Below are 24,622 nucleotides of genomic sequence, written 5' to 3'. Positions count from 1 at the left end.
GGAATTATCCCTGCCCTTAACCATTCCGGCCGTTCCCTAAAAAGGAGGGGCCTTTTTGAAGCACCCTTATGGAAGCCACACTCGAGTAGATTGGGCACGAGGTTCTGTGTTATTCCTTCCCATGCTTACTCGCAGTTTAGGCGTGATTGTTGGAGCATTGCTTGCCTCGGTGGGAGTGGAACTATTCTTAATGCCTCATGGCATTATCGTAGGAGGCATGACAGGATTATCGGCGCTGCTTGCCTTGAAGACTGAAATGCGACTAGGGTTGTTCCTGTTCCTGCTGAACCTGCCCATTCTGTTGCTCGGACGCAAGAATATCCATTTATCCTTCGGCATCTTTACGGTTCTCGGGATACTGGTATTCTCCTTAGGTACCGTCGTGCTACATCCCTATCCAGCACTGACCAGTGACCCGCTACCGGCCGCAATGCTGGGCGGAGCCTCACTTGGCTTGGGCCTGGGACTCTCGCTTAGATTTGGAGGCGCGCTGGATATCGCCAGCAAAGCCGTAGAGACTCTGCATTACAAGCGATTATCACCAGAGAAGCTGCTCTTGATTTTGAATTGCGGCATCTTGATTGCCGCAGGCTTTCACTTCGGCTTCACACAAGCGGCTTACTCGGTCATCGCCTATATCCTTGCCTTCGAAGCGGTCAAATTTCCGATGCGGCGTACCCGGTTTGGGCAAGTCGCCCGCATTAAGAGTAGACACTGCTCTACCATACAGGAGCAATTGCAGCGAAGCCTGAATATGAAAGTCACTTACAAGCAAAAGCCGGAAGAACGTGCCGACGCATACGGCGTTCTGGAATGTGATTGTCACTTTCTGGAACGCGCTCGATTGAAATCGATCGTCCGGCTTTGCGACCATGAGAGTGAAATTACATTTTCATAAATCCGGTGAATGACCGGAACAGGATTACATGAAAAGCGTGGTGAACAAATTGCCGAGCCATTTGGGCTCTCCATTGTTCACCACGCTTCTTGAGTTCTATCTTGCTCATCCCTGCTGTATATGGTACTGTGAGGACAGCGATTGTTAATAGTAATCATTTCGGTTAAGTTGGAGGAGGACGATCCATGACACGACTCACCCCTGCTGCAGAAGAGTGCGATACGGCTTGCTCCGGCACATCCACAACTACGGATTTGGAAGCCATCAAGCTGGAGATGATTGACGACCAGTCCGCCATTCAGTTTGCTGATTGGTTTAAGGCCTTCAGTGACCCCACCCGCGTCAAAATCATTGGGGCTTTGCTGCAAAGAGAGCTTTGTGTGCATGATCTGACGGTGCTGCTCGAGATGGGTCAGTCGGCAATCTCCCACCAGTTACGGTACTTGCGCAACCTGAGAATCGTTAAGCGGCGCAAGGTTGGAAAGACCGTGTATTACTCTCTTGATGACACACATATTGAGCAAATCTTCTTGCAAACGCTCCAGCATACCAAGCACGGATAATCTTACACCAGGTCTGTCTTGGTGCGTAGTACACGCATTGCGTTCAAGACAGCCAGAAGAGTCACACCCACATCGGAGAATACCGCTTCCCACATCGTCGCAATACCGAACGCTCCGAGTAACAGGAAGACTGCTTTGACTAGCAGGGCAAAAATAATATTTTGCCACACGATTCGTCGTGTTCGCTTGGCGATATGGATTGCCGAAGACAATTTGGAAGGCTCATCCGTCATAATGACGATGTCGGCGGCTTCAATAGCGGCATCCGAGCCAAGGCCCCCCATCGCTACACCTACATCGGCTCTCGCCAGCACCGGAGTATCATTAATGCCGTCACCCACAAATATAATTTTCTCTTTACTACCTTTCTCCTGATCCAGCTTCTCCAGCTCTTCAACCTTATGCTGAGGTAACAGTTCCGAACGAACCTCATCGACACCAAGCTGTTCGCCGATAGAATCTGCCACGGCTTTAATGTCACCTGTTAACATTACAACCTTCTTGACACCAAGGTTCTTCAATGAACGAATCGCTCGTGCCGAGTCCTCCTTGACTTCATCAGCAATGACCAGATAACCGGCATACTGCTTATCTATAGCAAGGTGAACGATACTGCCATGCTCGGAAGGCACCACATACTCAATACCCTCCAGCTTCATCAGTTTGGCATTTCCCGCCAGCACTTCTCTACCTTCGAAGGTAACTTGAATCCCATGCCCGGATATTTCGTTGTACTCGGCAATTTGAGCTTCGTCCAGTTCCTGCCCATAGGCTTCGCGAATCGATTGAGCAATGGGATGGCTGGAGTGCATCTCAGCAAATGCCGCCTGACGCAACAACTCCTGCTCTGTCCAGGTATTAGCCGCCGGATGAATGCCAACAACCTTGAATTCCCCTTTGGTTAAAGTTCCCGTCTTGTCAAACACGACATATTTCACGTCATTCAACGCTTCGAGATAGTTACTTCCCTTGATCAATACGCCATTCTTGGAAGAAGCCCCGATGCCGCCGAAGAAGCCAAGCGGAATGGATACCACCAACGCACATGGGCAGGAGATAACCAGGAAGACCAGAGCCCGATATACCCAGTCCGAGAAGGTTGCACCGCTGATCAGCAGGGGCGGAATAACTGCCAGCAGCGCGGCCACAATGACAACAAACGGTGTATAGTAACGAGCGAACTTCGTAATAAAGTTCTCTGTTGGTGCCTTCTTGCTGCTCGCGTTCTCCACCAGGTCCAGAATTTTGGCCACAGTGGATTCACCAAATACCTTTGCAACCTCCAGAGTCAATACGCCATTCTTATTAATGAATCCACTCAGCACATTATCGCCAACAGCTACCTCACGCGGCACCGATTCACCGGTTAGTGCCGAAGTATCCATGGCCGAGCTACCTTCAATAACTTTCCCGTCCAGCGGCACTTTCTCGCCAGGGCGTACCAGAATTAAATCTCCAATCTGAACATCCTCTGGACGAACCCGTTTGTATTCAGATCCTGACTTCAAATTGGCAAAGTCGGGCCGAATATCCATCAATGCGCTGATTGATTTCCGTGACCGGTTGACGGCAATGCTCTGGAACAGCTCGCCTACTTGATAGAAGAGCATGACTGCGACACCCTCGGGATATTCCCCGATAATGAAGGCCCCGATTGTGGCTATAGACATCAGGAAGTATTCATCAAACACCTGACCACGTACGATGTTCTTCATCGCCTTGTAGACGATGTCGCCACCAATCACGAGATATGCAGCCACATACAACATCAACTGAAGCTCCGTCTCCAAGGGCAGCAGCATCGCTGTTGCACCGATGACAAGAGCCGCAACCAGACGGCCAATCATCTTGCGCACGCCCTGTGCTCCATGGTCATGCGAATGACCATGACCATCATCCCCAGCTTCATCACCGTGACTGTTCCCATGTGCATCACCATGGCTATGGTCATGATGATCATGGTGCGCTGAACCAGTCGAGCTTCCACTAGCTGCATGCTCCAGCACCTTCACATCCGGCTCCAGCTTGCGGATTTGTTGCTTGGTCTGCGTCACAATATCTGCAGAAGCATCGCTGGCCATCTCCATCGTCAACGTTTTATTGACGAAATTAACCGAGCAGGACGATACTCCTTCAATCTTGCCTACGCCGTTCTCAATCTTTAATGCGCAGTTCGCGCAATCCAAACCTTCTAATATAAATTTACGTTTAACAGTGCTTGTAGTTGCTTCCATCACTTGCTCACTCCCTTTGGGGACTATATATGATCACTTGTTCATATATAGTATATTCCCATGAGCTTTCCTGTGTCAATGCTAAAGAAATTAAAATTTCCAATAACAAAGGTTGCCCGTATTTCGGCCGGGTTATTCCCTTAAGCCATCATACGAGCAACCTATTTATCATGATATAAGATGTTACAACATTACTTGCTTCTATTTATGGATTCATCTCTTATTGACCGAGTCCGCGATCCTTCAGTAGCTTGACGAACAGCCCCCCCACTACACTGCGATGCTGGAAGCCAATCTGTCTTCCCGAACGCGTATCGTACCAGTCGGAGAACGGCACACGGTCACTCGTTTCATTCATGAAATCCCACAGCGGTTCAACCAGACTCAGGAAGTCCTCGCGTTTCTCTGCCAAGGAAGCAGCCCACACGAGCCAATCCGACTTGGTGTATGTCTCGCGATTATCCAGCGGTGTACCATAACGCTCCTGCTTCTCTAAATACCAGGCCACTTCACGACGAAGCAACGCTTCATCAAATAATTGTGTGCCAAAGATTTGATCCCACAGCAGATTATATTTCAGGCTCCAAGTTCCGTCCTGGCCAAAGGCCAAGCGGGTGTGGCTACCCTCGCCGCCTTGCTCCACAGCCATCTCCGTCCAGCTATTTGCCATTTCCTCCGCAGCTTTACGGTAGTGAGCCGCCTTGGACGAATCTCCTAAGAGCTCACACAGCAGGGAGTAGCTGGCTACTCCCATTACAGCCTTGGCTGAGAGGTTGACGTTCCGGGCCAAATGTCCCGCGAAATCATCGGTACAAAGCTGGTTAGCCGGGTCAAGTCCATGCTCTATCAAGTAGTCGGCCCAACGGGATAGCAGAGTATCGTTCTCCTTCACAAGCTGAAGGTTACCGTCCGCTTTGGCGACTGCCGCTGCCATTACCAGCATATTGCCGCATTCCTCCACCGGCATCTGCGCTTCCAGCTTATTCTCCCCATATACTTGACCATTAGCAAGCGGATATTGCCCAACATCATGTGGAGCAAACTCGAAAGGCCAAGCATCGCTGGAAGCATATCTGAAGATAGGACGCATCATCCCGCGAATCAGTTCTGGCTGTACCAGCAAGAATAACGGAATTGAAGGATAGCTGACATCCACAGTTGCAATACAACCGTTACTGAAGCATTCCTTGGACATGAACAATACCTGTCCTTCGGTATCATTGACCAGTTTGTGAGAGGCAATAGCCTGACGGTAAGACATAGCCAGAATATCGGCGTACTTCTCGCCCCCGGCCTGCACAGCTTCTGCACGTAACTGTTCGTCAAAAGCGGCGCTGCGATCAAGCAGTTCATTATATTGGTTGAAAGCATCTGCCAGCATAGCCTGAGTCGTCTTCCCGTCCTTCTTCCAGTAAGCCTCCAGCTTCTCGCCGAAATATTCAATCGCATAAACATCATCATAAGCGAGTACGAACCACTCGGAAGATTGTGCCGATCCAGCTACTTCACCACAATCCCAGACCCAGGCCATAACCGGACCATTGTCCCGCGCCTTATGCGGCTGATTGAGAGGAGCCGCATGCTCGTTCTGCTGAATTCCCCCGGTTCGTACAAAATGCTTGCGTACCTCTGCCCGGTGAACGGAGGTCTGAACGTTCGGTGAAGGATTCGCTGCCAGCATGAACGTACCCCAATCGATCCGGTGATCATCCCCCGAAGCGTTCAGTACATGCTGCTCTGCATGACTCATTTGCAAGACGGTGCGTCCATCCCACTCCTGCTGCCCCCATACCACTTCCTGGTCACTGACGTTCACGCACCATTCACCCGTCACATCCACATACAATTTGACACGGTGAGCCTGGCCATCCAAGGAGCGAACCTGGAAGGAGACATAGGAAGCCGGTCTGGACAATAACTCCAAATCATCCGGAAGCAGCGGACTTGTAAAGGTAACGTCCAAGGCAATCCCACCCGCCTCGAACTGATAGCGAGTAGATAGTGGCGTAACCTCCAGTCCAGTCTGAGCCATCGCTTCCGGCTCTGTATAATATTGCTCCGCGCTTGGTTCCACAAGCCCGGCGAAGCGCCAAGGTACGCCATCAATATGAATTAGTCCGGTTAACGCCTGACGCTTACCCGTCCAATGCCGGGTGAAGTCGTCGGTTAAGCGGTCCGCCATCGACCAAACGCTGAAATACGGATCAATGGTTATCAAAGGCACTGCTGGTGGACGTAACGTTGTTTTCATTAGTTATCTGCCTCCTAAGGGGTCATCCAATTCTTGATAAGTATAAGATCATGATTCAGCTTGCTTGGTGATGGTAATGCGTACTCCGACTTCGCCATGCTCGTAAGAAACCAGCAGGGTGCGCGTCTTATCATCCCATTCGAAGGTCGCCGAACATTCGGAAACACGGGAGTTCTCCAAGCCCTCCACTGCGGTGACGATTGTACTGTCAGTGGAATTTGCGAGGTCGCTGCCAGCCTCCTGTCGCAGCAAGACCGACGCTGGCCGTGTCTCACAGCGAATTCTCGCTAGCGCTTTCAAGGGCCGTGGACCTTTAGCGGTAAAGGCAATCACGTTCCCGTCCTCGCGCAAATCTTCAATTCGCGAGGAGGCCGCAATGATACGTTCTTCTTCCTGGCCGCGATAGTTCAAATCGTAAAGCAGAGCCTGCTGCCCCGGAGCAACAATTACTTGCTCCTTCACGGGTAAGCCTGCTTCCAGCACATCAACATAGCTACCTTGCAGCGTTAGTGGCTGGTCGCTGGATGATTCCGTCAATACCGAAGCAATCACATAGGGACCACGCTGAAGCTGAAAATAATTCAGCGGTTCCCACTCCGCCTGACTACCGCCAGACACCGCCGCCATCGCTTCCCGGACAGCTACCCGAAGCGAATCTGCCGCCTCCTTGCTCTCCGCCAGCCGCTTCGGACTGGTACGCAAGAACTGGACTACCCCCGAGCCTACCGGGGTGATTCCTTCTAGCACAGCAGTAGCACTTAGCCCCAAGCATTCAAATAGATGTTCACGAGGCGAGGTATAACGACGCTTGCCTGTATTCCACCATTCCCGAACAGCATGATACGGATCACTGTCGTCACCAACATAGACCAGAGCGCCTCCATCCCGGACCCACTGGGCCAGTGCGTTATGGAGATCCGGATATTCCGGCTTCATGAATTCATAGCTTAAGACCAGCACGCGATAATCGTCCAGATAACCCGCAAACCGTCTTACGTTATCAAGCTGGACTGGCCTTACCGGCAGCCCCTGCTTCACAAGAGGTAGTGCTAACCCATAGAACGCTGAGAAATTCAACAACTCTACCGCATTCTGATCTGTAAGTTCTACTTCGTTCGTGCCGTCATATTTCATCATAAATCCGGCGGTCTTCGTTCCGATCGTCTTGCGTTGAAACATCGCGGAATCTGCCAGAAGCAGACCAATATTAACCGTATTTCCAAAATTACGGACGTCCTTCTGTTCCATCTTGCCAAGCGTATGCATAACTGTCAACAGGGTTGTTGCATATTCCGCAGGGATACCTTCTTTGCCTCCAGACTCGGCTGGATAGTTCCCTTGGAAGATGCGACGGGGCCATGGGGATACCTCATACCTGGCCACTTCAGGATGCAGCAGAGAAGCAATCAATGTCTTGATATAATTCTCGCGGTAGTCCTTCCAAGTACGCTTCGGGTCATCCTCCACCGGATCATGAAGGAACCACATCCGGCGCTCTGTACCCCTGACTAATTCCTGCATGATACCGTACTCCAGAAACGCGGTCTCAAAGGTTCGCTCTGCGCGTACCCCTTCATACACATTGGCCGTTCGCGATGTTCCCGTCCATATTTGCGCAATATAGCCATTCACCGAAGGAACATCCAGTAATCTCGACTCCGGGCTAACAATGCGCCATTGCGTATAGTTAATTAAGCTATGCGTAGGGACATAGAACCGCAAGGGCCGATGATATTGGACTAGCGAATATTCTTTCAAGGCCGAGCAAATGCGGTCCAGGCAGCGGGCGTACAGATACGCTTTGAGCTTGGACGCGCGGTACTGCGCATCTTCAGAGGTGTGCGGGGCAATCCATGGCTCATTATAATAAATTTGCCATTCTCGCTTGAAGGCCTCCGAGTAGCCCCCCTCTACCCAAAATTCCGGTTCTTCCAGATGAATGGCTTCCACACCGGCATCGACGGCCGGGCGAATCCGCTCTATTAGAAAGTCGGCATAACTTAACGTAGGCACCATGTACGGAATGTCTGCGGAGGTGCCATGGATGATCTTCTCTCCATCGCTGTAGGTTTGGGCCTCATCCCAGTGAGAACGGCCATCTACACGCCCTTCCAGATAATCCTGATAACCGCCCCAGGATACCCCCGTCATCAGGTGCACCCGGTATCCACGGTCGGTCCAGGCAGCAATGCGTTCTTGCATCGATTCCCCAATGCCGTACACCATAACGAAGTCCGTCTGCAAATCATAGGCGGGACCGTAAGGGCTTCCCTCCTGGAAGCCCGTTCGTTCCTCTACCCGAGAGTTCTGAATCAAGCTGATCAGTCCCCTTCCGGTTTAATCAAATTGAACGCGAATCGTCTTGATTTCAAACGGAGTAAACCTCAAAGGCAGCTCCTTCACCTGCTCGGCCAGCAAAGCCGTTGGTTCTTCCAGCAAATTCGCCTCTTCAACTGTCCGGCAATTTAGACCGAAGCGCAGAATGCCTTCGCTGTCCGCACCGGACGTTTCATACAGCCGCAAAATCAAATGATCGCTATCTTCTGCCTTCTTCACCGCTTCCAGCATCACATGGGAATGATCAATTCCTACCAGCGCAAAGGCTTCTGATGGAGCAGTCGCTTGAGTCGCAGAGGAGGTTCCCCCCTCTGCAGGAGCGATCGATTCGACGATAGAAATCGGCACGTTGAGTTCGTACCCCTTGCGATATACCCCGGCTTGAATAAAGTCATGCTGGTGCGGGTACAAAGCATAGGTGAAGCAGTGCCCCTCCGCCTGATCGGCGACCGGGTCGGGATAACTCGGGCTACGCAGCAGATTGAGATCCAGAATGCCATCCTCTGCGCTATGGCCATATTTGCTGTCATTTAACAGCGCCACCCCGTAATCCGGTTGTGATAGATCAATATAGTGGTGGGCACAAATTTCGTCCCGTGCAAATTCAATGGCGTTGTTGCGAGTCGTCGGGCGCTTTAACACCCCGAACTGAATCTCGCAATTGACCTGATCGCTGACCACGTTAAGCGGAAAAGCTACTCGCAGCATCTTGCCGGACTCGCGCCAATCGACTTCCGTCTCGAACTGCAGCAGTTCCTCGCCCGCGAGCAAGCGGATGGTTTGCTTCAGTACAGACTCCCCGAATCGGTACTCCTGCTCAACTACGGCTTGCGGCCCGGCAACATAGGTACGGCGGCTCGCCAGCTTCATTGTACCGGCAACCGTGTCACGATAATCACGTGGGAAGTCCCAGGCATCGCCATCATCATGGTATACCGTAAATACGTTAGCTTGCGCCCCGGTCCGAATCGTCTCCCGGCCTACGGCCTTGTCAAGCAGCGAAAGAATGCTGCCGTCTTCGGCAAAGCGAACGGCCAGCCGCTCGTTCTCCAGCTTGAGGTCTTCGGCGATCAGCGTCGCTGGCGATACTTCACCAGGTTGAACTGCTTCCTTCAACTTAACCCAGCTCATGGCCGGGACCTTGACCAAACGTAGACCTTCCTTCGTATCTAACCATTCGCGACGCTCCCAAGGCAGGGAATTGAATAACACTGACTCGCCTGACTGAATGCCACTGCTTCCAGCCACCCGCCCATAAGCTTCGGTCGCCAGCGCCTGCACTTCAGGGAGAAGCTTGCCGTAACGTTCTAGTGATTCATCATATACCCGCGTGATTGATGAGCCTGGCAAAATATCATGGAATTGATACAGCAGCATTTCCTTCCATATCTCTTCCAGTCGCTCGGCAGGATAATCGGCTGCCTTCTTATCTAGCGCCCAAAGCAACGATGCCGCGAATTCCAACTCGCGTAGCGCCTTTTCCAGCTTGCGGTTATACCATTTATTACGCGCCTGGGTAGTCAGTGTCCCTTGGTGCTTCTCCAGATAAAGCTCGCCACGATACGTATGGAAGCGATCGCTCTCCTGCTCCAGACGTTCAAAGAACGTAATAGCAGGCTCTTGAACTACGGGAGGTAACCCAAGCAGGTTACGTTCCCGTTCCACCCGCTCCAGATGTTCTTCACCCGGACCCCCGCCGCCATCGCCAATGCCGAATAACATTAAGGCATGCTCGGATACGTTACGGTCCAGATAACTCTGCTCAATCTTGGTCAGCGACCTTGGCGCTCCCGGACTATTGTACGTATCCTCCGGCGGCAGATGGGTTAACACCCTAGTTCCATCTATGCCTTCCCAGAAGAAGCTGTGATGAGGATGCGTATTGTAGACGCTCCAGCTCAGCTTCTGCGTCATCATATAATCAACGCCGGATTTCTTGAGAAGCTGCGGCAAGCTACCGGTATACCCGAAGACGTCGGGCAGCCATAACACCTTCATGTCCTTGCCGAATTCCTTGCGGAAGAATCGCTTCCCGTACAGGATCTGCCGAACCAGCGCTTCCCCGCCAGATATATTCGTGTCCGGCTCCACCCACATCGCACCTTGCGCCTCCCAGCGGCCTTCCTGGATACGCTCCTTCACCTCGGCATAAAGCTGAGGATAACGCTCCTTCATCCACTGATAGAGTTGTGGTTGGCTCATCCCAAATACATAATTGGGATACTTCTCCATGTTGCGTAAGGCAGTGGAGAAGGTGCGTGCTCCCTTGCGAATCGTCTCCCGAATCGGCCATAACCAGGCCAGGTCAATATGAGCGTGACCGATGGCACTAACCGTCAGCACAGGGTCGCCGCCTTGCTTGCTCAATACGGGAGCCAACCTTTGCTTCGCCCGATGAACCGTCTCCTCGCTGACCTCGGCCAGTATATTAGCCGCCTCATAGACTGCTTGCAGTACCTGTGCCTTTCTAGCACTTGATTCCGGCAATTGCTCACCCAGTTCTATCAATACTTCAAGATCGTAGTACAACTGCCGGGCCTCTTCATGACATATCGCAACGGATGCTTCCTTGAGCGTCCCGCTGCGGAAACGTCCGAACAGATCGTTGCAACCGGCATCTCCCCACAGATCGATAACTTCGCCGCCCTTGGCTGCCGGGCTCACATCAACCACACGTTTGCCAGGCCGCCCCAGGCTAAAATCAAATTCAGAATTAATATTTGTCAGTCCCTGACGCGGGCTGCCGCCTTCATCCACAAGACACAGTTCTCCGCTGACGTCGATCAACAGCACCACCTTGTTACCTGCTGCCGATGACGGCACAGTGCCTTGAAAATGGAACCAAGCGCATTCCCAAAGTTCGCCCCATTTGCTCCCGGGCTGCAGCTCAAGATAGCTGCCGTCCGTTCTCTCCGCAAAGGACACAGGTTCCTTTGTCACCCATGCGCGAACCTCCAGTTCCGACACCGGCCGATACATATATTCTTGCAGTTTGGCTAGCCGTCCCTTCGCCTTTTGGATCATAATCTGGTTTGTTTCATAAGGCATGCTGCATCACTCTTTCAATAATAGTTTTACTTCGTTCTAACCTCCGCCTTCTTCTGCGCATCGTCTAGAATCGACTTAACATCCTCGTTCGTCATCAGCGATTTGGTCACCGCATCACCAAACATCTGCCAAATTTTCGAGTCTTCTTTCGCAAATGTCGGAAGCCCTTGCACATTACCGGACATAGCTAGATAGTGCTGGTACATCTCCGGATGGGCGGACTTATAATCTTCCGATTCGGCAATGGATTTCAATACAGGCGAACGTGCACCGGTATCTGCAATAAGCTGTTGAATCTCCTCGCTAAACATAATGCGAATATATTCAAACGCCGCTTCTTTGTTCTTGGCATCCTTAGGTACTGAGTGAAAAGCAGCACCAATCGTAATATTGCCCGGTTGACCGTCTGAGGACAATGGGATTTGAGCCATACCGTAATCAATATCAAGATGGGCACTTTCTCCTGCCCGCCAAGGTCCGTCAATCAAATAGGCAATTTGACCTTTCTTGAAGGCATCAAAGTAGGCACCTTCATTGGTATTGGCCATCAAGCCCGGAGGATGATTCTTGTTCAACTCTTTCAGGAACTGGACAGTCTCCACGTTGGCGTCAGAGTTAAATACCGGTTGTCCTTGATCATCGGCAAACCCGCCGCCGTTAATGACCAGAAGCGTACCGTACCGCAGGTATCCCCCGGCATTAGGTCCGGCATAGACCCCACCACCGTAAAATTTCCCGGCGCCTGCTTCTGTCACCTTGGTGACATTGCTCAAAAATTCATCCCAGGTGGCTGGTGCTTTGTCTGGATCAAGACCTGCTTGCTTCACGAGATCCTTGTTCCAGAACAAGCTGCTCACTCCTGGCTGTGAGGCAAATCCATAAATTTTACCATCATATTCCATAGGGCTCCATGCGGCCGGAGCCACTTTATCGCGAATATCCTGGGCTAGATCATCGGGAAACGGTTCAAGCAAACCCTGCTGTGCAAAGCCTGGCATCTGGGTTTCGCCCACAATGATGTCAGGAATATTCTTGGCCAGGAAACCAGCGGTCTGTTTCTGAATCAGTTGCTCTCCCCATCCCCAGTCTTCTGTCTTCACCGCAATGCCTTTACTGCTCAGACGATCATGGATGATGGATTGGTATAGGTAAGGGAACACTGCCCCTTTTGCAGTCTGACCAGGAGTGTAGTTGAAATCCTCCTCCACAACTCGCGGCTCTTGCGTTTCATCAGCAATCGTTGCCTGTTTCTTCTTCTCCAACAAACCTTCAAGCTCTCCAACACCTACTGCTACAGCGCCTTCATTTAACACCGTAATGGTTGTAACTTGACCGGCTCCATCATTATTGGATGAATCGCCACCCGTTGCATTTCCGGAGCCACTGCCCCCCGCATTACCACCTGACGAACAGGCGGCAAGCCCTGCCATTAGCACAAGTGAAAGAAGCATAAACGATACTTTCTTAAACATACTTGAACCCCTCCATTTTCAAAGCTGATTTTTTATAAGATGAACTATCCTTTGATCCCCGTATTCGCCAAGCCTTGAACAATATATTTCTGGAAGAAGGCAAAAATCAGCAGTGCGGGAACGGTAATGCCAAGACTTAACGTGATGATCAATGGATAGTTAATCACAGCACCGGGACTTGCGCCAACGGAGGACAACCTTGTAATTGCCGCCGGAAGCGTTTGCAAATGATCGCTAGTGGTATAGAAGAACGGAGTAATAAAGTCATTCCATGTACCCAGCGCGGTGGTAATGGCAATGAATGCCATGATCGGAAGCTGTAGCGGGAAGAGAATCTGGAAAATCAATCGGAACGTACCCGCTCCATCCACCGTGGCTGCTTCATCGATTTCTAACGGAACCTTCTCTAGCGATTGCTTGACCAGAAAGGTCCCCATAATATTGATGCTAGGTCCGCCTAGCAGGTACACCCACCAAGAGTTCAGAATCCCCGTTCCCCCGGTAAATATATCGTTGCCTCCGGCAAACGGGAAGCGGGCAAATTCCAGATAAGTCGGAATGATAGCCAGTGTACCGGGAATCATCTGAGTAGCCAGTAAAATGAGGAACAAAGTGTCCCGGCCTTTGAAATGCAAACGGGCAAATACGTACCCCGCCAGGAAGGAGGTCAAAATCGCCCAGACCGTATTGTAGGATGTGCGAATTAATGAGTTCTTGAAATACGTTGCCACTGCGGCATCCGTTGAACCCACAATCAAGGCCTTAAAGTTCTCCAGTGTTGGGGCCTTCGGAATCGGAAGGATGCCCAGTACCGTAGAGGTGAACTCCGTCTTGGTGAAAAAACCGGCAAAGATCATAAAAATTAAGGGATACAGCAAAATAAGTCCGACGCCAAGCAAGATGATATGTCCCAGTAAATGAACGGGCTTGAGCTGTTTCTTAAACCTCACGCTTAGTGCTTCGGCCATGCCCGCTTCCCCCCTTTGCAATCGGTTTGATCGGCTTGATTGGTATGGTCGTCCGGCGATCTGACTTGGTAGACCAGTTGTAGTACATGACGGTCACGGTAATAATGATCAACGCCATAATCAGGGACGAAGCCCCCGCCATGCCTAGGTTGAAGTCCCAGAAGCCGTCACGATAAATTCGGAATACCAACACCTCGGTCTGACCATAAGGTCCCCCGTTGGTAATAAACAACACCTGTTCATAAATCTGAATTGCAGCGATCAGGTTTGTAATGACAATATAAGTTGCAATTGGCTTGAGCCCTGGCATCGTTACGTAACGCAGCTTATCCCAGCGCCCTGCCCCGTCAATTTCCGCAGCTTCATATAAGGTGAGGTCTACCGATTGCAGACCCGCCAGCCAGATCAGTGCCGCTCCGCCCACGCCCTTCCAGACGGAATAAACCACAATCCAGAAAATTCCCCAGCCCACTGAATACTGCCATACAATAGGGTCCTTGCCCATGGACTTGAGGATATTGTTGATGACTCCATTATTGGAATCAAGGAAGATATTGAAGACTTGCGTTGTGGCTACGGTCGCCGTTACAGCGGGTATGTACCAGATGGAACGGTAGAAGCCCTTGCCGAACAGTGGCATGTTCATAAGCAATGCCGCTCCGAAACCGGCACCTAACGTAATGACAGTCACCAGACCGCCCAGCCAGATTGATCTCCACAACGCATCCGTATAAACCGGGTTATTGAAGAAGCTGATAAAATTGTCGAACCAGATAAACTTGGGCGTGTCGGCCAAGCCTACCCATTGAAAGAAGCCAAGCACAAATCCGAACATGGTAGGAAATCCTGAAACCAGTAACCAAAAGAAAAACATCGGTACCAGGATAACGGTGGCAATCCATGCGTCCTTATGCCTTCCAAAAGCTTGCTTCAGCGTTTGTCTTCCTCCCTGTGCTACCGTTTTTCCCATAACACCAGCAACCCCCCTTACAAAGTTCCGCCTTCCATCAATGACAGGTGGTATCTGAAACACTATTTGCATTATTAAATATATTGCACTATGTCATTTATGTCAAGATATTAGATATATCATTTATTGCTAATTTATTACAAAAAAGGACACCCGCTTATGGAGCAAGCAGGTGTCTATAGTGCTGAATAGTCTCGGAAGTCTGGGGGCACTCATGGATGAAATGGCCCTGTAGACTGACTTTCGATCAGCTTGGGCTCCAGAATAATCTTCGTATATCCCGATTCCCGGATATCGGATTGTTGGAAAATTTGCAGCAAAATGTTAGCTGCTGCCTCTCCCATTTCGAGCTCCGATTGTGAAATATGCGAAAAATAACCCCATTCATGCAGCCCGGGTGATGGATCATCAAAGGTAAGGATGGAGACATCCTCCGGCACTCTCAGCCCAAGCTCCTTGCAGATAGAATAGATGTGCAGCCCCAATCTGCCATTCAGAGTAATATAAGCCGAGGCAATCCGGTTCTTGATGAACCGGTACAAGGGATGACTGCTGTCCAGACTGCTGTAATCCACATTGAAGTCGGTAAGGATCAACGCCGGATTAATCATGGCTTCCTTCTGCTTCAATGCCTCCATATACCCGTTAATCCGATCTTCTACCGTGATGGTCGGTAGCCGCGCATCCGAGCAGATGGCAATGTCTCGATGGCCTAGTCCCCATAAATAATCTACGGCCAATTGTCCCCCGATCATGCCGTCGCTGCGAGCAACATTGGTCGCCACTCCCGGCAAGTAACGGTCGATGAGCACGAAGGGATATCCACGGAGCTTGAGGGACAATATCTCCTCGTTGTAGGTCTCTGCATCCGAGGGGAAGATGATTAATCCCGCCGCTCCCTGGCGAATCAGTTCATTAATGGCCTCCTTCTCGCGGTCGATGGAATTGTAGGTAAGAACAATCTGCAAGCTGTAAGGACTATGCTCAAGAACATTGTTGATTCCTTGCAGGAGCCGGATGGCGAAGTAGTCCACCAGCAACGGAATCACCAGTCCAATGATCGTCTTCTTCTTGCCCGAAGCATCCAGCGATTCTCTCACCAGAGGAAGGGTGTCTACGCCTCCGGCCGAGTTGTATTGTGCCGCCTCTCCTTCCCGGCGGATTCGTAGACCGCCTCCCCCTTGTCCCATAGTACCTTGGCCTTGGCGCAGCAATTCCCCGATCCGTTCACTGACGAAGCTGCCTCGACCGGGAATCCGGTAAATCCAGCCATCCTTCGCCAATTGCATCAGTGCATTAGCCACCGTAATCCGGCTCACGTCAAACTGCTCCATCAGAATCTTCTCCGAAGGAATCTTGTCGTTCTCCTTCAGGTCGCCCTCAAGTATCAAGTTCTTGAAATGCTGCTGAATTTGCATGTATAACGGTTGTCGCTCGTTCTGCATCTTACAGTTCTCCTATCTTTTCTCTCAATACATCTAAGTTATATCATTTATGTCATTTCGTCAATCTGGCAAAATATTGTTCGCTTGCTTGACACTAAGTATTGGATATATTAAACATATTATACAGGTGTTATCGTTTGTTCCTGCCGCAGACAGTCGGCAAAAAGGAGGAATAGAGGTGTTCGCGGCCTGCGGGAGAGCCTCAAGCGATAGTCTCTGATAATGAGGATACGAGGTGAACGAGCTTGATACGAAAGCTTACGATGGCAGGTTTCATTTTGTTATGCGCGTTGTCCTTAACCCTTGGCACCACCTCTGCTACTGCACAATCCTCGAGTTCTAACAAATGGAAAGAAACGATTAACTGGCCTAAATCGCAAGCGCTTCCAAATTTTACGAAGGTAAAAAGGCTGGACGTCGCGGATGTGCTTGAAGCTCCCGGCGATACCCGTCTGTTATTGGCTACACTGCAAGGAATCGTGAACCGTACGGAGCCCCGCATCTATCTGCTGGAGAGCGAAGAAGAAGGTAAGCTGACCTGGCTAGGCGATCTTCAGGTCCCTTATACGGTACATGACGACATTTGGAATCTTGTTAAGAAATACAAGCATGAGGTGAAAGGCATCATTATTTACGATCCGGAAGTTCCGGATTCCATCAACGTAGCCACAACGCTAGCCGGGCTCAAGAACGCTGTAGTAGCAAGCCCCGAGTTAGCTAACAAGCTCAAATCTTCACCCTACAAGCTCAAGGTGCTTGAGGATTTACGTGGGCGATTCGAGGATCGAATGGATGCGTACACCTGGCAATATGAGCATCTCTGGAAGCAGACCACCCAGCGTATGCTGGTCGGCTTGAGCCCGGATGCTCCAATCGCCATTCCGCCAGGATTGCCTGACTCGTTCGAAGTTATTGCGGAAGAAACCGAGCAAGTCCGCGATGCTGGCAATAAGGATACCTATGACCTGAACCTTACCCCGTTCCTCGGCAAGGGTGCCGTATTCTTACGCTTTGACGATGCATTCAGCCAAGACGGCTGGGGCTCGGCTGTTCATCGGGTCGTCGTGAAGGCGGATGGCCAGCTCATCGCTGACTTTATCGCAGATACGTCCGAAGAAGAGAAGTTCCTGTATGACCGTCAGCAATCTCAAGTATCAGCCGGAGACGGCGGGCACCGATTCGCGGACAACGGGCGTTACTTCGTGTACCGGTTCGAAGCTCCCCAAGGGACGCAAGAGTTGACCGCCTCCGTCACGATGTGGAACCAATACAAGGTATCGGCAGGCAATGTTCAGCCTCTGTCCTCGGAGAAGAAGGAGCCTTACGGGTACCTGCGTGACTATGCCGTAGCCAACAAGGCGATGGTCTTCTGGCTGGAGGTCAACGATCCCGAGCAGCGGGCACTGTTTGAGAAGATTCTGAGCGACGTCAAGCCTGGTACGCCTTATCTCGGCTGGTTCAGCAACGATGTCGCAGGGGAATTCAGTTCGGTCGAGGTGGCCTCCAATCATAGCGTATACGTGCTGGCTGCCGACTGGTTCAGCAATCTGACCGTCTTCTCCGGCACAGAGTCCAAACCATTCAAGCTCAAGACTCCACCGGCACCCAAGCTGGCAAATAAAATTTACGTGACCTACACTTTCAGCGAAGGTGACAACTTCCAGTACAATCAGCACAAGATGCGTAATCTGTGGGATGACCCGGCCCGCGGAGAAATTCCGCTGAACTGGACCTCCAGCCCCCTGCTATACGATGCCGCTCCGGCCATACTGAATTACTATCAGCAGTCGAGTACCACGAACGATCTGATTATCGCCGGACCATCGGGTGTCGGTTACTTCTATCCGGAAGCATGGCCGCAAACCACCTTCGCCAATTACTTGAAGCAAAGCTATAAATATATGCAGAAAACAAAGATGCCCCTGACCTATGTACTTAATCGCATCGATGGGGAGAACTTGCCGCTGGGCACCTCCTATGCCAAGGCCTACGAGCAGCATTATAAGTCTCCAGGGTTATTCCTGAGCTGGGAGGACCGCTATGGCGTGGAGATTGTGAACGGTTCACTTCCGGTCTCCACCATTCAGGGCATTAGCACAACTCAAGATGGCTTGCGTATTTTGGAAGAAGCCAAGGCAAACTGGGACGGTAAATCTCCCTTATTCGTCTCTTTGGGATTGCTGGCCTGGAGCCTGACCCCATCCGATATGGTCCAATTGACCAATCAATTGGGAGAGGAATATGAGGTCGTCCGTGGCGACCATTACTTCTCGCTAATTCGCCAAGCTTACAAGCTTCCCGTAAAGCCTTATGCGCTGGAGATAGGCGATAGCGCAATAGACAACTTCGAGTAAAACCGACTAACGAATCTTGATTATCCCGCCCTTTCGTGTTCTCTGGACGAGGACAGGAAAGGGCCTTATTTTTTGGAAGAACCGTAATCCGTAATGGTGAACTTTACATCAAAGGTAACAGGCGTCTGGCTGAACACCTCATCCCAGCGGTCCTTGACCTTCTTCCAATATTGAGGGTGATCTACACTGAGCTGTTTGCCAAATCCCGACACATCCACCTTATGCTTGGACTGCAGCTTGACCAGCAGATGCTCAAGCATTTGGAGCAAGGTATCTTCAAATACCTTCTCCGCTCGCTTCAGAAACTCCGCCTTGGACGGGTCTTCTTCCACATCCCAGTTCTCAATCATCCTTCCTTCCGATTCAATTTTGACCTGGAACGAAAGCTGATCGCCTTCCAGCCGGGGAATGATCTTGCTCTTCATCCCCTCGACCTCATACGTCATCGGTTCATCATGCCAGTCATAGCTCTTGATGACTCCACCCTGGATATCGCCCCTGATCCAGGCTATACTCTGTACATCCGTCTGATCGAGTGAACCTATATATTTGCCGGTGTCTCCCTTAATAATTCCCGCCCCGGAGAACTCCGCCTCTCCTCCGCTTGTGGCTACTTCTTGTAGAATGAAGCTTTGCTTGGAGCCAATCAGACTGTCCAATCGGGTCAAGTTAACCCCTCTCATAATTTTCCCTGTTCGAAAATGTCCCCTTGGCATCGCTTGTAGCTTGAACGCAGGAATTTCCCCGGAGTGTCCAGCCACCAGTGTATCCCGGGCCATCCCCCGGCTTAATAGTGTGATGCAGCTTGGACGAATATCGTTGTCCCGCAGCACAAAATCCATCAATTTGTCGATACTTTGCTTCTGAATCAGCTCGGTGGAAATGATAATCACTTTGAGATGATGACCAATAACGGCCCGTTCCCGTCGCAACGAATATTGCCGCATCACTTGCAGCAAGGAATCACCCGTTTCCGATTCGTTCAAGAAGCCGTCTCCTTTTCCCGCCCCCTTCTCATGCTGATTGTTGCTGCCCGTCTTGACCGGGACAATTTGTACGGTGGCAGTGATTAAATTGCGCTTGGGATAGCCTTGTCCTTGCTTGTCCAGCTTCTGCTCCGTAGGAGTAGGCTTACCATCGTCCAAAGCCAACCCGATGTACATACTTAAGTCTTCGATTTCTTTGCTGCTCCAGCAGCCTGTTTGAGTGACCATCAGTCCGACTACAAGCAGTAGCATCAGCATCCGGTGGTTACGCATGTTTCCTGAGTCCTTTCTTCCGAATGAGGTAAATAAGGCACAGCGGCACTGTTACAAGTACAAACAAGAATACGCTCATATACCCGATGGCACCACCCAATGTGAATAAATCATTCATCGTTCTCGGAATAAGCGCGGCTAGGAACAATATTGGCATCAGTGCAAACAGAACGATCGGAAATTTGATGCCAAAGGTTTTTGATAACCCCAACGAAGTGACAAAGAACTGGCTACAAAAATTGCAAAACATCTGCATCATCCATATAACCAGGAACGGAAATTCAAACCGCTCGAAGAACAACCCGGTAATCTCGAAGCTGCGCAACAAGTCAAGCGTTGGCCAAGTGCTGCGCAACACGGCGCTGATTGACATTCCCCCCACTACAATCATGGTTGCGAACACATACAAAATGATGGGGATACCTGCCCCAAGCAGCATCGTCTTGACCGCCTTCTCCGGGTGCTGCATATGACCCACCAGAACCATGACAATCTCAAAGCCGGTGTAAATGAGGATGGACGACTTCAACCCATTCAGGACGGGCGGCAGACCATCGCCAAGGAACGGTCGCAGGTGATCAATCTCAAACAATCTCATGCTGAGCAGAAAGCTGAGCAGCAATATAAAAATGCTTATGGGGAAAATAATCTGAAACAACCGGGCAATACAATTGATGCCGCCTGAGGCCAGATAGGCCCCTGTCCAGATAAACGGGATAATCACAGCCCACACCGGTGTGCCTTCCAGCAGATAGAAGATATTGACCTCTGCCAAAATACGAATCTCAAAACCGGCAATAACCAGAAAATAAATGACCATAAGCAGCGACATCATACTGCCAGGAATCTTACCCACGATGCTCCGGGCATATTCGAAGATCGTCTTGCCCGGGAATTGCTGGCTCAGCTTGGTCATCACCCATACGACCAGCAGTATAACGACGCCCCCCAGCAGCACGGATAACCAGGCATCCGGCGTCTTCACCTTCTCCGTGATATCCCTCGGCATAGTGAGAATACCCGCCCCCAGTATACTGTCGGTCAGAAATACTACCGCTTGTGATGTTGTGATCTTATCATCGGAACGTGTGAACACGGGCAACCTCCTGGTGTACGTCATTAGAAGTCTGAGGGATCAGTTGCCGAAGAGTCAGGCTTTGCGGCGCTTGCGTTCCGTCTTCATCATCTCTGGCCGCAACTTCATCAAGGTGAGCGGAGCACGAACGAACAAGTCCTTCCAATCATGCAGACGAATAGGCGATACAGGCGTGATGTAGGGCACACCAAAACTCTTCAGCTTGGTAAGATGGCTGCAAATCAGCAGGAAGAACAAAATCGTCCCTAATATCCCCAACGCAGCGGCGAAGAACATTCCGACAAAACGCAGCATACGCAAAGTTATTCCAGCGCTGTACATCGGAATGGAAAAGGAAGCTATAGCCGTAACCGAAACGACAATGACCAGAAACGGGCTGACAATCCCGGCCTGTACAGCCGCTTCTCCGATGATCAAGCCTCCAACGATCCCCATCGCGGAGCCAATTGGCTTGGGTAAGCGTACCCCGGCTTCGCGCAAAATCTCAATTGATACTTCCAGCACCAGAATTTCGATCAGCGAAGGGAAGGGAACCCGCTCACGGGTCTCAATAATGGTGATAGCAAGCTCTGTGGGAATCAAACCGGGATGGAAGGAGATGAAGGAAATGTACAGTGAAGGAATCATCAGCGACATAAAGGCGGCAAAAAAGCGCAACAGGCGCAGCAGAGAACCCGCCATCCACCGTTCATAATAATCTTCCGGAGACTGCAGCAGCATGCTGAAGGTTACGGGAACGATAAGCGCAAACGGCGTTCCGTCGAGAAGTAAAGCCACCCGGCCTGCCATCAACGCATTGATGACCCGGTCCGGTCGCTCCGTGTTCTGTGCCTGTTGAAAGGGACTCAAAATATCGTCTTCGATAAGCTGCTCCACATAACCGGATTCAGCAATAAAATCCAGATCGATCTTGGCGACCCGCTTCTCCACCTCTTGCAGCAGGTCGGGATTTACAATCGATTTCATATACACAACGGCCAAGTCCCGTTTCAGCGTATTGCCTACCGTGTACTTCTTGATTTCCATCAGCTCCGTGCGCCCCTGACGCCGCAGCATGGAAGTATTCTCGCTGAGCGCTTCTGTAAATCCTAATCTCGGCCCACGTAGCAGTGCTTCCGAGGTTGGCTCGGTAATCGACCTTGTTTTCCCCCGCGGCTTACCTACCAATATGGCCGAGGGCATACCTTCAACCAGCAGAGCAGTATATCCCGTCAGGACCATTTCATGCAGACATTGTGTTCCCTGCACTTCCTCCATTTCAACAACCGGCAAGATGCGTTGCCGGAAATAAGCAGCCAGCCTGTCCGCGGGAGGAAGCGATGACTCTAGCTCTACCTCCGGCACAAAATCTCCCTTGCCCATAAGTACCTGCATGACCTGGGTATCGATCAGTTGGTCTTCCTGCATGCCGTCAATATAGATTAAGGCTGCCCGTATGCCGAGTTCTGCCACTCTGTATTCCCGAAAATGCAAATCGTCATTGCTGCCAATGGCTTGCTTGATCGAGTCCAGGTCTGCATCATAGTCACCCGTCAGCAAGGAATCGGATTCTTCGGTCGCTGCCGTCAGCTTCTCCGAAGAACCCCCTCCATTCGTCACCACCGAGCGGAACCAACGATGGGTGAAGTAGAGGACGACAGGTATAAGCAGCGTGGCTCCCGCCTGCACAAAGACCGGCCAATCCGGGATATAAGAAACGATATTTGACCACCACACATGAACCATTCCCCTACGCGAATTGTTCTCCCTAATCTCCCCCGAACCACGCCATTCTATGAGCATCGCAGGATGTTGTTTCATAGTGCAACAATAAAACAGGGAACAGAAGCAGCCTGGCTGTCTCTGTTCCCTGCATATAACTTGAACTTGTTGCTTGGCTATAAACGTTTTTTTGTCTGGCCCACTTAAGCCTCCAGCGGCAAGGCAACCCAATGTCCCTTACTCACCTCTACTAATCGCGAGTTCTCCACATGGTATCTGTCTTCTTCCCAAGGCCCCTCCACTAGCTCCCTCTTCTTCCGAGATTCAATCTTCGGATCAGGTACCGGAATGGCATCTAGCAAAGACTTGGTATAAGCATGCTGGGGATTCGCGTACAATTCCTCACTCTCGGCCAGCTCCACGATTTTGCCCATATACATAACCGCAACCCGGTCGCTGATTCGCTTGACCATGGACAGATCATGAGCAATGAACAAGTAGGTCAGTCCCAGTCGCTGCTGCAAATCCTCCAATAAACCAACTACCTGGGCTTGAATGGAGACATCAAGCGCGGAGAGCGGCTCATCGCATACGATAAACTTCGGATTTACCGCCAGCGCACGAGCAATACCGATACGCTGCCGCTGACCCCCGGAGAATTCATGAGGATAACGCTCGGCAAACACGGGGTCAAGCCCAACCAAATCCAGCAGCTCTTCGATTCGCTTCTTCCGTTCAGCACGACTCCCTGCCAAACGATGTACGTCCAGTGCCTCACCGATAATATCAGCAATTTTAAGACGTGGGCTGAGTGAAGCGTAGGGATCTTGAAAGATCATTTGCATATAGCGGCGCATGGTCTTCATTTCCTTGGATGACAAGTGATTTACGGACATGCCTTGGTACAGCACCTCTCCCCCCGTAGGCTGGTGCAGACGCAATATCGCCCTCCCGGTCGTGGACTTTCCGCTGCCTGATTCGCCAACTACCCCAAGCGTCTCACCTTCGTGAATGTGGAAGCTAATGTCATTGACTGCCTTCAATACCCTTCCCTTACCCAAATCAAAATATTGCTTCAATGCCTTGACCTCAATGAGCGGTTTGGCCGGTGAACCGGATATAATAGTTGCCGCTGGCTTCGGCACCTTTTGTTCATCCAGACGAGGCAACGAGTTTAACAACTTCAATGTATAAGGATGACGGGCATGGTCGAAGATCTCTTCGGTGGTTCCGCGCTCCACGATCTCCCCATCCTTCATGACCAGCACGCGGTCGCACATCCCGGCAACAACACCCAAATCATGCGTGATGAGAATAATAGATGTTCCAAAGCGCTCCTGCATGCTCTTCATCAAGCTCAAAATTTGAGCCTGAATGGTCACGTCCAGCGCGGTCGTCGGTTCATCGGCAATCAAGAGAGCCGGACGGCAAGCCAGGGCAATGGCAATCATGACCCGCTGCCGCATTCCTCCGGAAAATTCATGTGGGTATTGATGATAGCGCAGTTCGGCATGTCTAATACCAACCAGCTTCAGCATCTCCAGCGCCTGCTGTTTGGCTTCCTGACGGGACACCTTCAAGTGCTTGATCAAACTTTCGGAGATTTGCTCTCCAATCTTCATCGTAGGGTTGAGCGAGGTCATCGGATCTTGGAAGATCATGCCGATATCCTTCCCCCGAATGCCCTCCATCTGCTTCTCGCTATATTCCGCCAGATTGGTTCCGGCAAACCAAATCTCCCCGCCGTTGATATAAGCAGGAGGCGAAGGCAACAGTCTCATAATGGAGCGAGCCGTCACGCTCTTGCCACTGCCCGATTCACCAACAATCCCCAGCGTCTCCCCTTTTCTAACTTCAAAGCTTACATCGCGTACAGCGGCGACCTCCCGGTCCCGTGCCTCAAAAGAAACAGATAAATGGCTCACTTGCAATATAGACTCCATACCGGCAACACCTTTCAGAGGTTGTTCAAAAAGTCGTCCTGTAAACCCGACTTTTTGAACTCGCACCTTTCAGTATAAAAAAA

General features: G+C 51.0%; 15 protein-coding genes. 3 read left to right on the top strand and 12 right to left on the bottom strand.

Going from position 1 to position 24,622, the window contains the following annotated elements; translation table 11 throughout:
* Positions 1-55: 55 nt before the first annotated feature.
* Both BN3279_RS04250 and BN3279_RS04245 read left to right on the top strand, forming a co-directional pair.
* On the top strand, positions 56-898 hold the full coding sequence (locus BN3279_RS04250) for a YitT family protein (RefSeq protein ID WP_059049399.1): 843 nt from the start codon (positions 56-58) through the stop codon (positions 896-898).
* Between the two features lie 185 nt (positions 899-1,083).
* Positions 1,084-1,461 carry an ArsR/SmtB family transcription factor gene (locus BN3279_RS04245; protein WP_059049398.1) on the top strand — a complete coding sequence of 126 codons (378 nt, stop codon included), beginning with the start codon at positions 1,084-1,086 and terminating at the stop codon, positions 1,459-1,461.
* Positions 1,462-1,463: 2 nt separating this feature from the next.
* On the opposite strand, the gene BN3279_RS04240 is transcribed toward BN3279_RS04245, so the two are convergent.
* From BN3279_RS04240 to BN3279_RS04205, 8 genes are all read right to left on the bottom strand, one after another.
* On the bottom strand, positions 1,464-3,695 hold the full coding sequence (locus BN3279_RS04240; protein ID WP_059049397.1) for a heavy metal translocating P-type ATPase: 2,232 nt from the start codon (positions 3,693-3,695) through the stop codon (positions 1,464-1,466).
* A gap of 220 nt (positions 3,696-3,915) precedes the next feature.
* On the bottom strand, positions 3,916-5,946 hold the full coding sequence (locus BN3279_RS04235) for a glutaminase family protein (protein WP_059049396.1): 2,031 nt from the start codon (positions 5,944-5,946) through the stop codon (positions 3,916-3,918).
* Positions 5,947-5,994: 48 nt separating this feature from the next.
* Complete coding sequence (locus BN3279_RS04230; RefSeq protein ID WP_059049395.1) at positions 5,995-8,262, bottom strand: hypothetical protein; 2,268 nt, start codon at positions 8,260-8,262, stop codon at positions 5,995-5,997.
* Between the two features lie 21 nt (positions 8,263-8,283).
* Complete coding sequence (locus BN3279_RS04225) at positions 8,284-11,331, bottom strand: alpha-mannosidase (protein WP_059049394.1); 3,048 nt, start codon at positions 11,329-11,331, stop codon at positions 8,284-8,286.
* A gap of 26 nt (positions 11,332-11,357) precedes the next feature.
* Positions 11,358-12,803, bottom strand: a complete 1,446-nt coding sequence (locus BN3279_RS04220; RefSeq protein WP_059049393.1) for an extracellular solute-binding protein — start codon at positions 12,801-12,803, stop codon at positions 11,358-11,360.
* A 44-nt stretch (positions 12,804-12,847) separates the two neighbouring features.
* Complete coding sequence (locus BN3279_RS04215) at positions 12,848-13,771, bottom strand: carbohydrate ABC transporter permease (protein ID WP_059049392.1); 924 nt, start codon at positions 13,769-13,771, stop codon at positions 12,848-12,850.
* Positions 13,743-14,741: a carbohydrate ABC transporter permease gene (locus tag BN3279_RS04210; protein ID WP_059049391.1), complete on the bottom strand. Its 999-nt coding sequence runs from the start codon at positions 14,739-14,741 to the stop codon at positions 13,743-13,745. The genes BN3279_RS04215 and BN3279_RS04210 overlap by 29 nt, the downstream gene beginning before the upstream one ends.
* A 212-nt stretch (positions 14,742-14,953) precedes the next feature.
* Positions 14,954-16,186, bottom strand: coding sequence for a GntR family transcriptional regulator (locus BN3279_RS04205; protein ID WP_059049390.1), 1,233 nt, complete (start codon positions 16,184-16,186; stop codon positions 14,954-14,956).
* 263 nt (positions 16,187-16,449) lie between these two features.
* On the opposite strand from BN3279_RS04205, the gene BN3279_RS04200 reads away from it, so the two are divergent.
* Positions 16,450-18,540, top strand: coding sequence for a GxGYxYP domain-containing protein (locus BN3279_RS04200; protein ID WP_089153431.1), 2,091 nt, complete (start codon positions 16,450-16,452; stop codon positions 18,538-18,540).
* Positions 18,541-18,605: 65 nt separating this feature from the next.
* Here the strand turns inward: BN3279_RS04200 and BN3279_RS04195 are convergent, their stop codons facing one another.
* The 4 genes from BN3279_RS04195 to BN3279_RS24330 form a co-directional block, all read right to left on the bottom strand.
* Positions 18,606-19,799: a Ger(x)C family spore germination protein gene (locus tag BN3279_RS04195; protein WP_059049388.1), complete on the bottom strand. Its 1,194-nt coding sequence runs from the start codon at positions 19,797-19,799 to the stop codon at positions 18,606-18,608.
* Positions 19,792-20,895: a GerAB/ArcD/ProY family transporter gene (locus BN3279_RS04190; protein ID WP_059049387.1), complete on the bottom strand. Its 1,104-nt coding sequence runs from the start codon at positions 20,893-20,895 to the stop codon at positions 19,792-19,794. The genes BN3279_RS04195 and BN3279_RS04190 overlap by 8 nt, the downstream gene beginning before the upstream one ends.
* Before the next feature lie 54 nt (positions 20,896-20,949).
* Positions 20,950-22,620, bottom strand: a complete 1,671-nt coding sequence (locus BN3279_RS04185) for a spore germination protein (protein WP_059049386.1) — start codon at positions 22,618-22,620, stop codon at positions 20,950-20,952.
* A gap of 179 nt (positions 22,621-22,799) precedes the next feature.
* Positions 22,800-24,539, bottom strand: coding sequence for an ABC transporter ATP-binding protein (locus tag BN3279_RS24330; protein ID WP_059049385.1), 1,740 nt, complete (start codon positions 24,537-24,539; stop codon positions 22,800-22,802).
* Positions 24,540-24,622: the final 83 nt, after the last annotated feature.

Origin of the sequence: Paenibacillus senegalimassiliensis (assembly GCF_001486585.1) — a bacterium.
Lineage (GTDB): Bacteria > Bacillota > Bacilli > Paenibacillales > Paenibacillaceae > Fontibacillus > Fontibacillus senegalimassiliensis.
Note: the sequence above shows the minus strand (reverse complement) of the source record. Positions and strands in the feature narration are given on the sequence as shown.

What these genes read in the sequence shown, in the direction of transcription:
- BN3279_RS24330 (WP_059049385.1), bottom strand. Translation starts at nt 24,539, where the DNA reads ATGGAGTCTATATTGCAAGTGAGCCATTTATCTGTTTCTTTTGAGGCA.
- BN3279_RS04215 (WP_059049392.1), bottom strand. Translation starts at nt 13,771, where the DNA reads ATGGCCGAAGCACTAAGCGTGAGGTTTAAGAAACAGCTCAAGCCCGTT.
- BN3279_RS04245 (WP_059049398.1), top strand. Translation starts at nt 1,084, where the DNA reads ATGACACGACTCACCCCTGCTGCAGAAGAGTGCGATACGGCTTGCTCC.
- BN3279_RS04235 (WP_059049396.1), bottom strand. Translation starts at nt 5,946, where the DNA reads ATGAAAACAACGTTACGTCCACCAGCAGTGCCTTTGATAACCATTGAT.
- BN3279_RS04200 (WP_089153431.1), top strand. Translation starts at nt 16,450, where the DNA reads ATGGCAGGTTTCATTTTGTTATGCGCGTTGTCCTTAACCCTTGGCACC.
- BN3279_RS04205 (WP_059049390.1), bottom strand. Translation starts at nt 16,186, where the DNA reads ATGCAGAACGAGCGACAACCGTTATACATGCAAATTCAGCAGCATTTC.
- BN3279_RS04240 (WP_059049397.1), bottom strand. Translation starts at nt 3,695, where the DNA reads ATGGAAGCAACTACAAGCACTGTTAAACGTAAATTTATATTAGAAGGT.
- BN3279_RS04185 (WP_059049386.1), bottom strand. Translation starts at nt 22,620, where the DNA reads ATGGTTCATGTGTGGTGGTCAAATATCGTTTCTTATATCCCGGATTGG.
- BN3279_RS04225 (WP_059049394.1), bottom strand. Translation starts at nt 11,331, where the DNA reads ATGCCTTATGAAACAAACCAGATTATGATCCAAAAGGCGAAGGGACGG.
- BN3279_RS04220 (WP_059049393.1), bottom strand. Translation starts at nt 12,803, where the DNA reads ATGTTTAAGAAAGTATCGTTTATGCTTCTTTCACTTGTGCTAATGGCA.
- BN3279_RS04210 (WP_059049391.1), bottom strand. Translation starts at nt 14,741, where the DNA reads ATGGGAAAAACGGTAGCACAGGGAGGAAGACAAACGCTGAAGCAAGCT.
- BN3279_RS04195 (WP_059049388.1), bottom strand. Translation starts at nt 19,799, where the DNA reads ATGCGTAACCACCGGATGCTGATGCTACTGCTTGTAGTCGGACTGATG.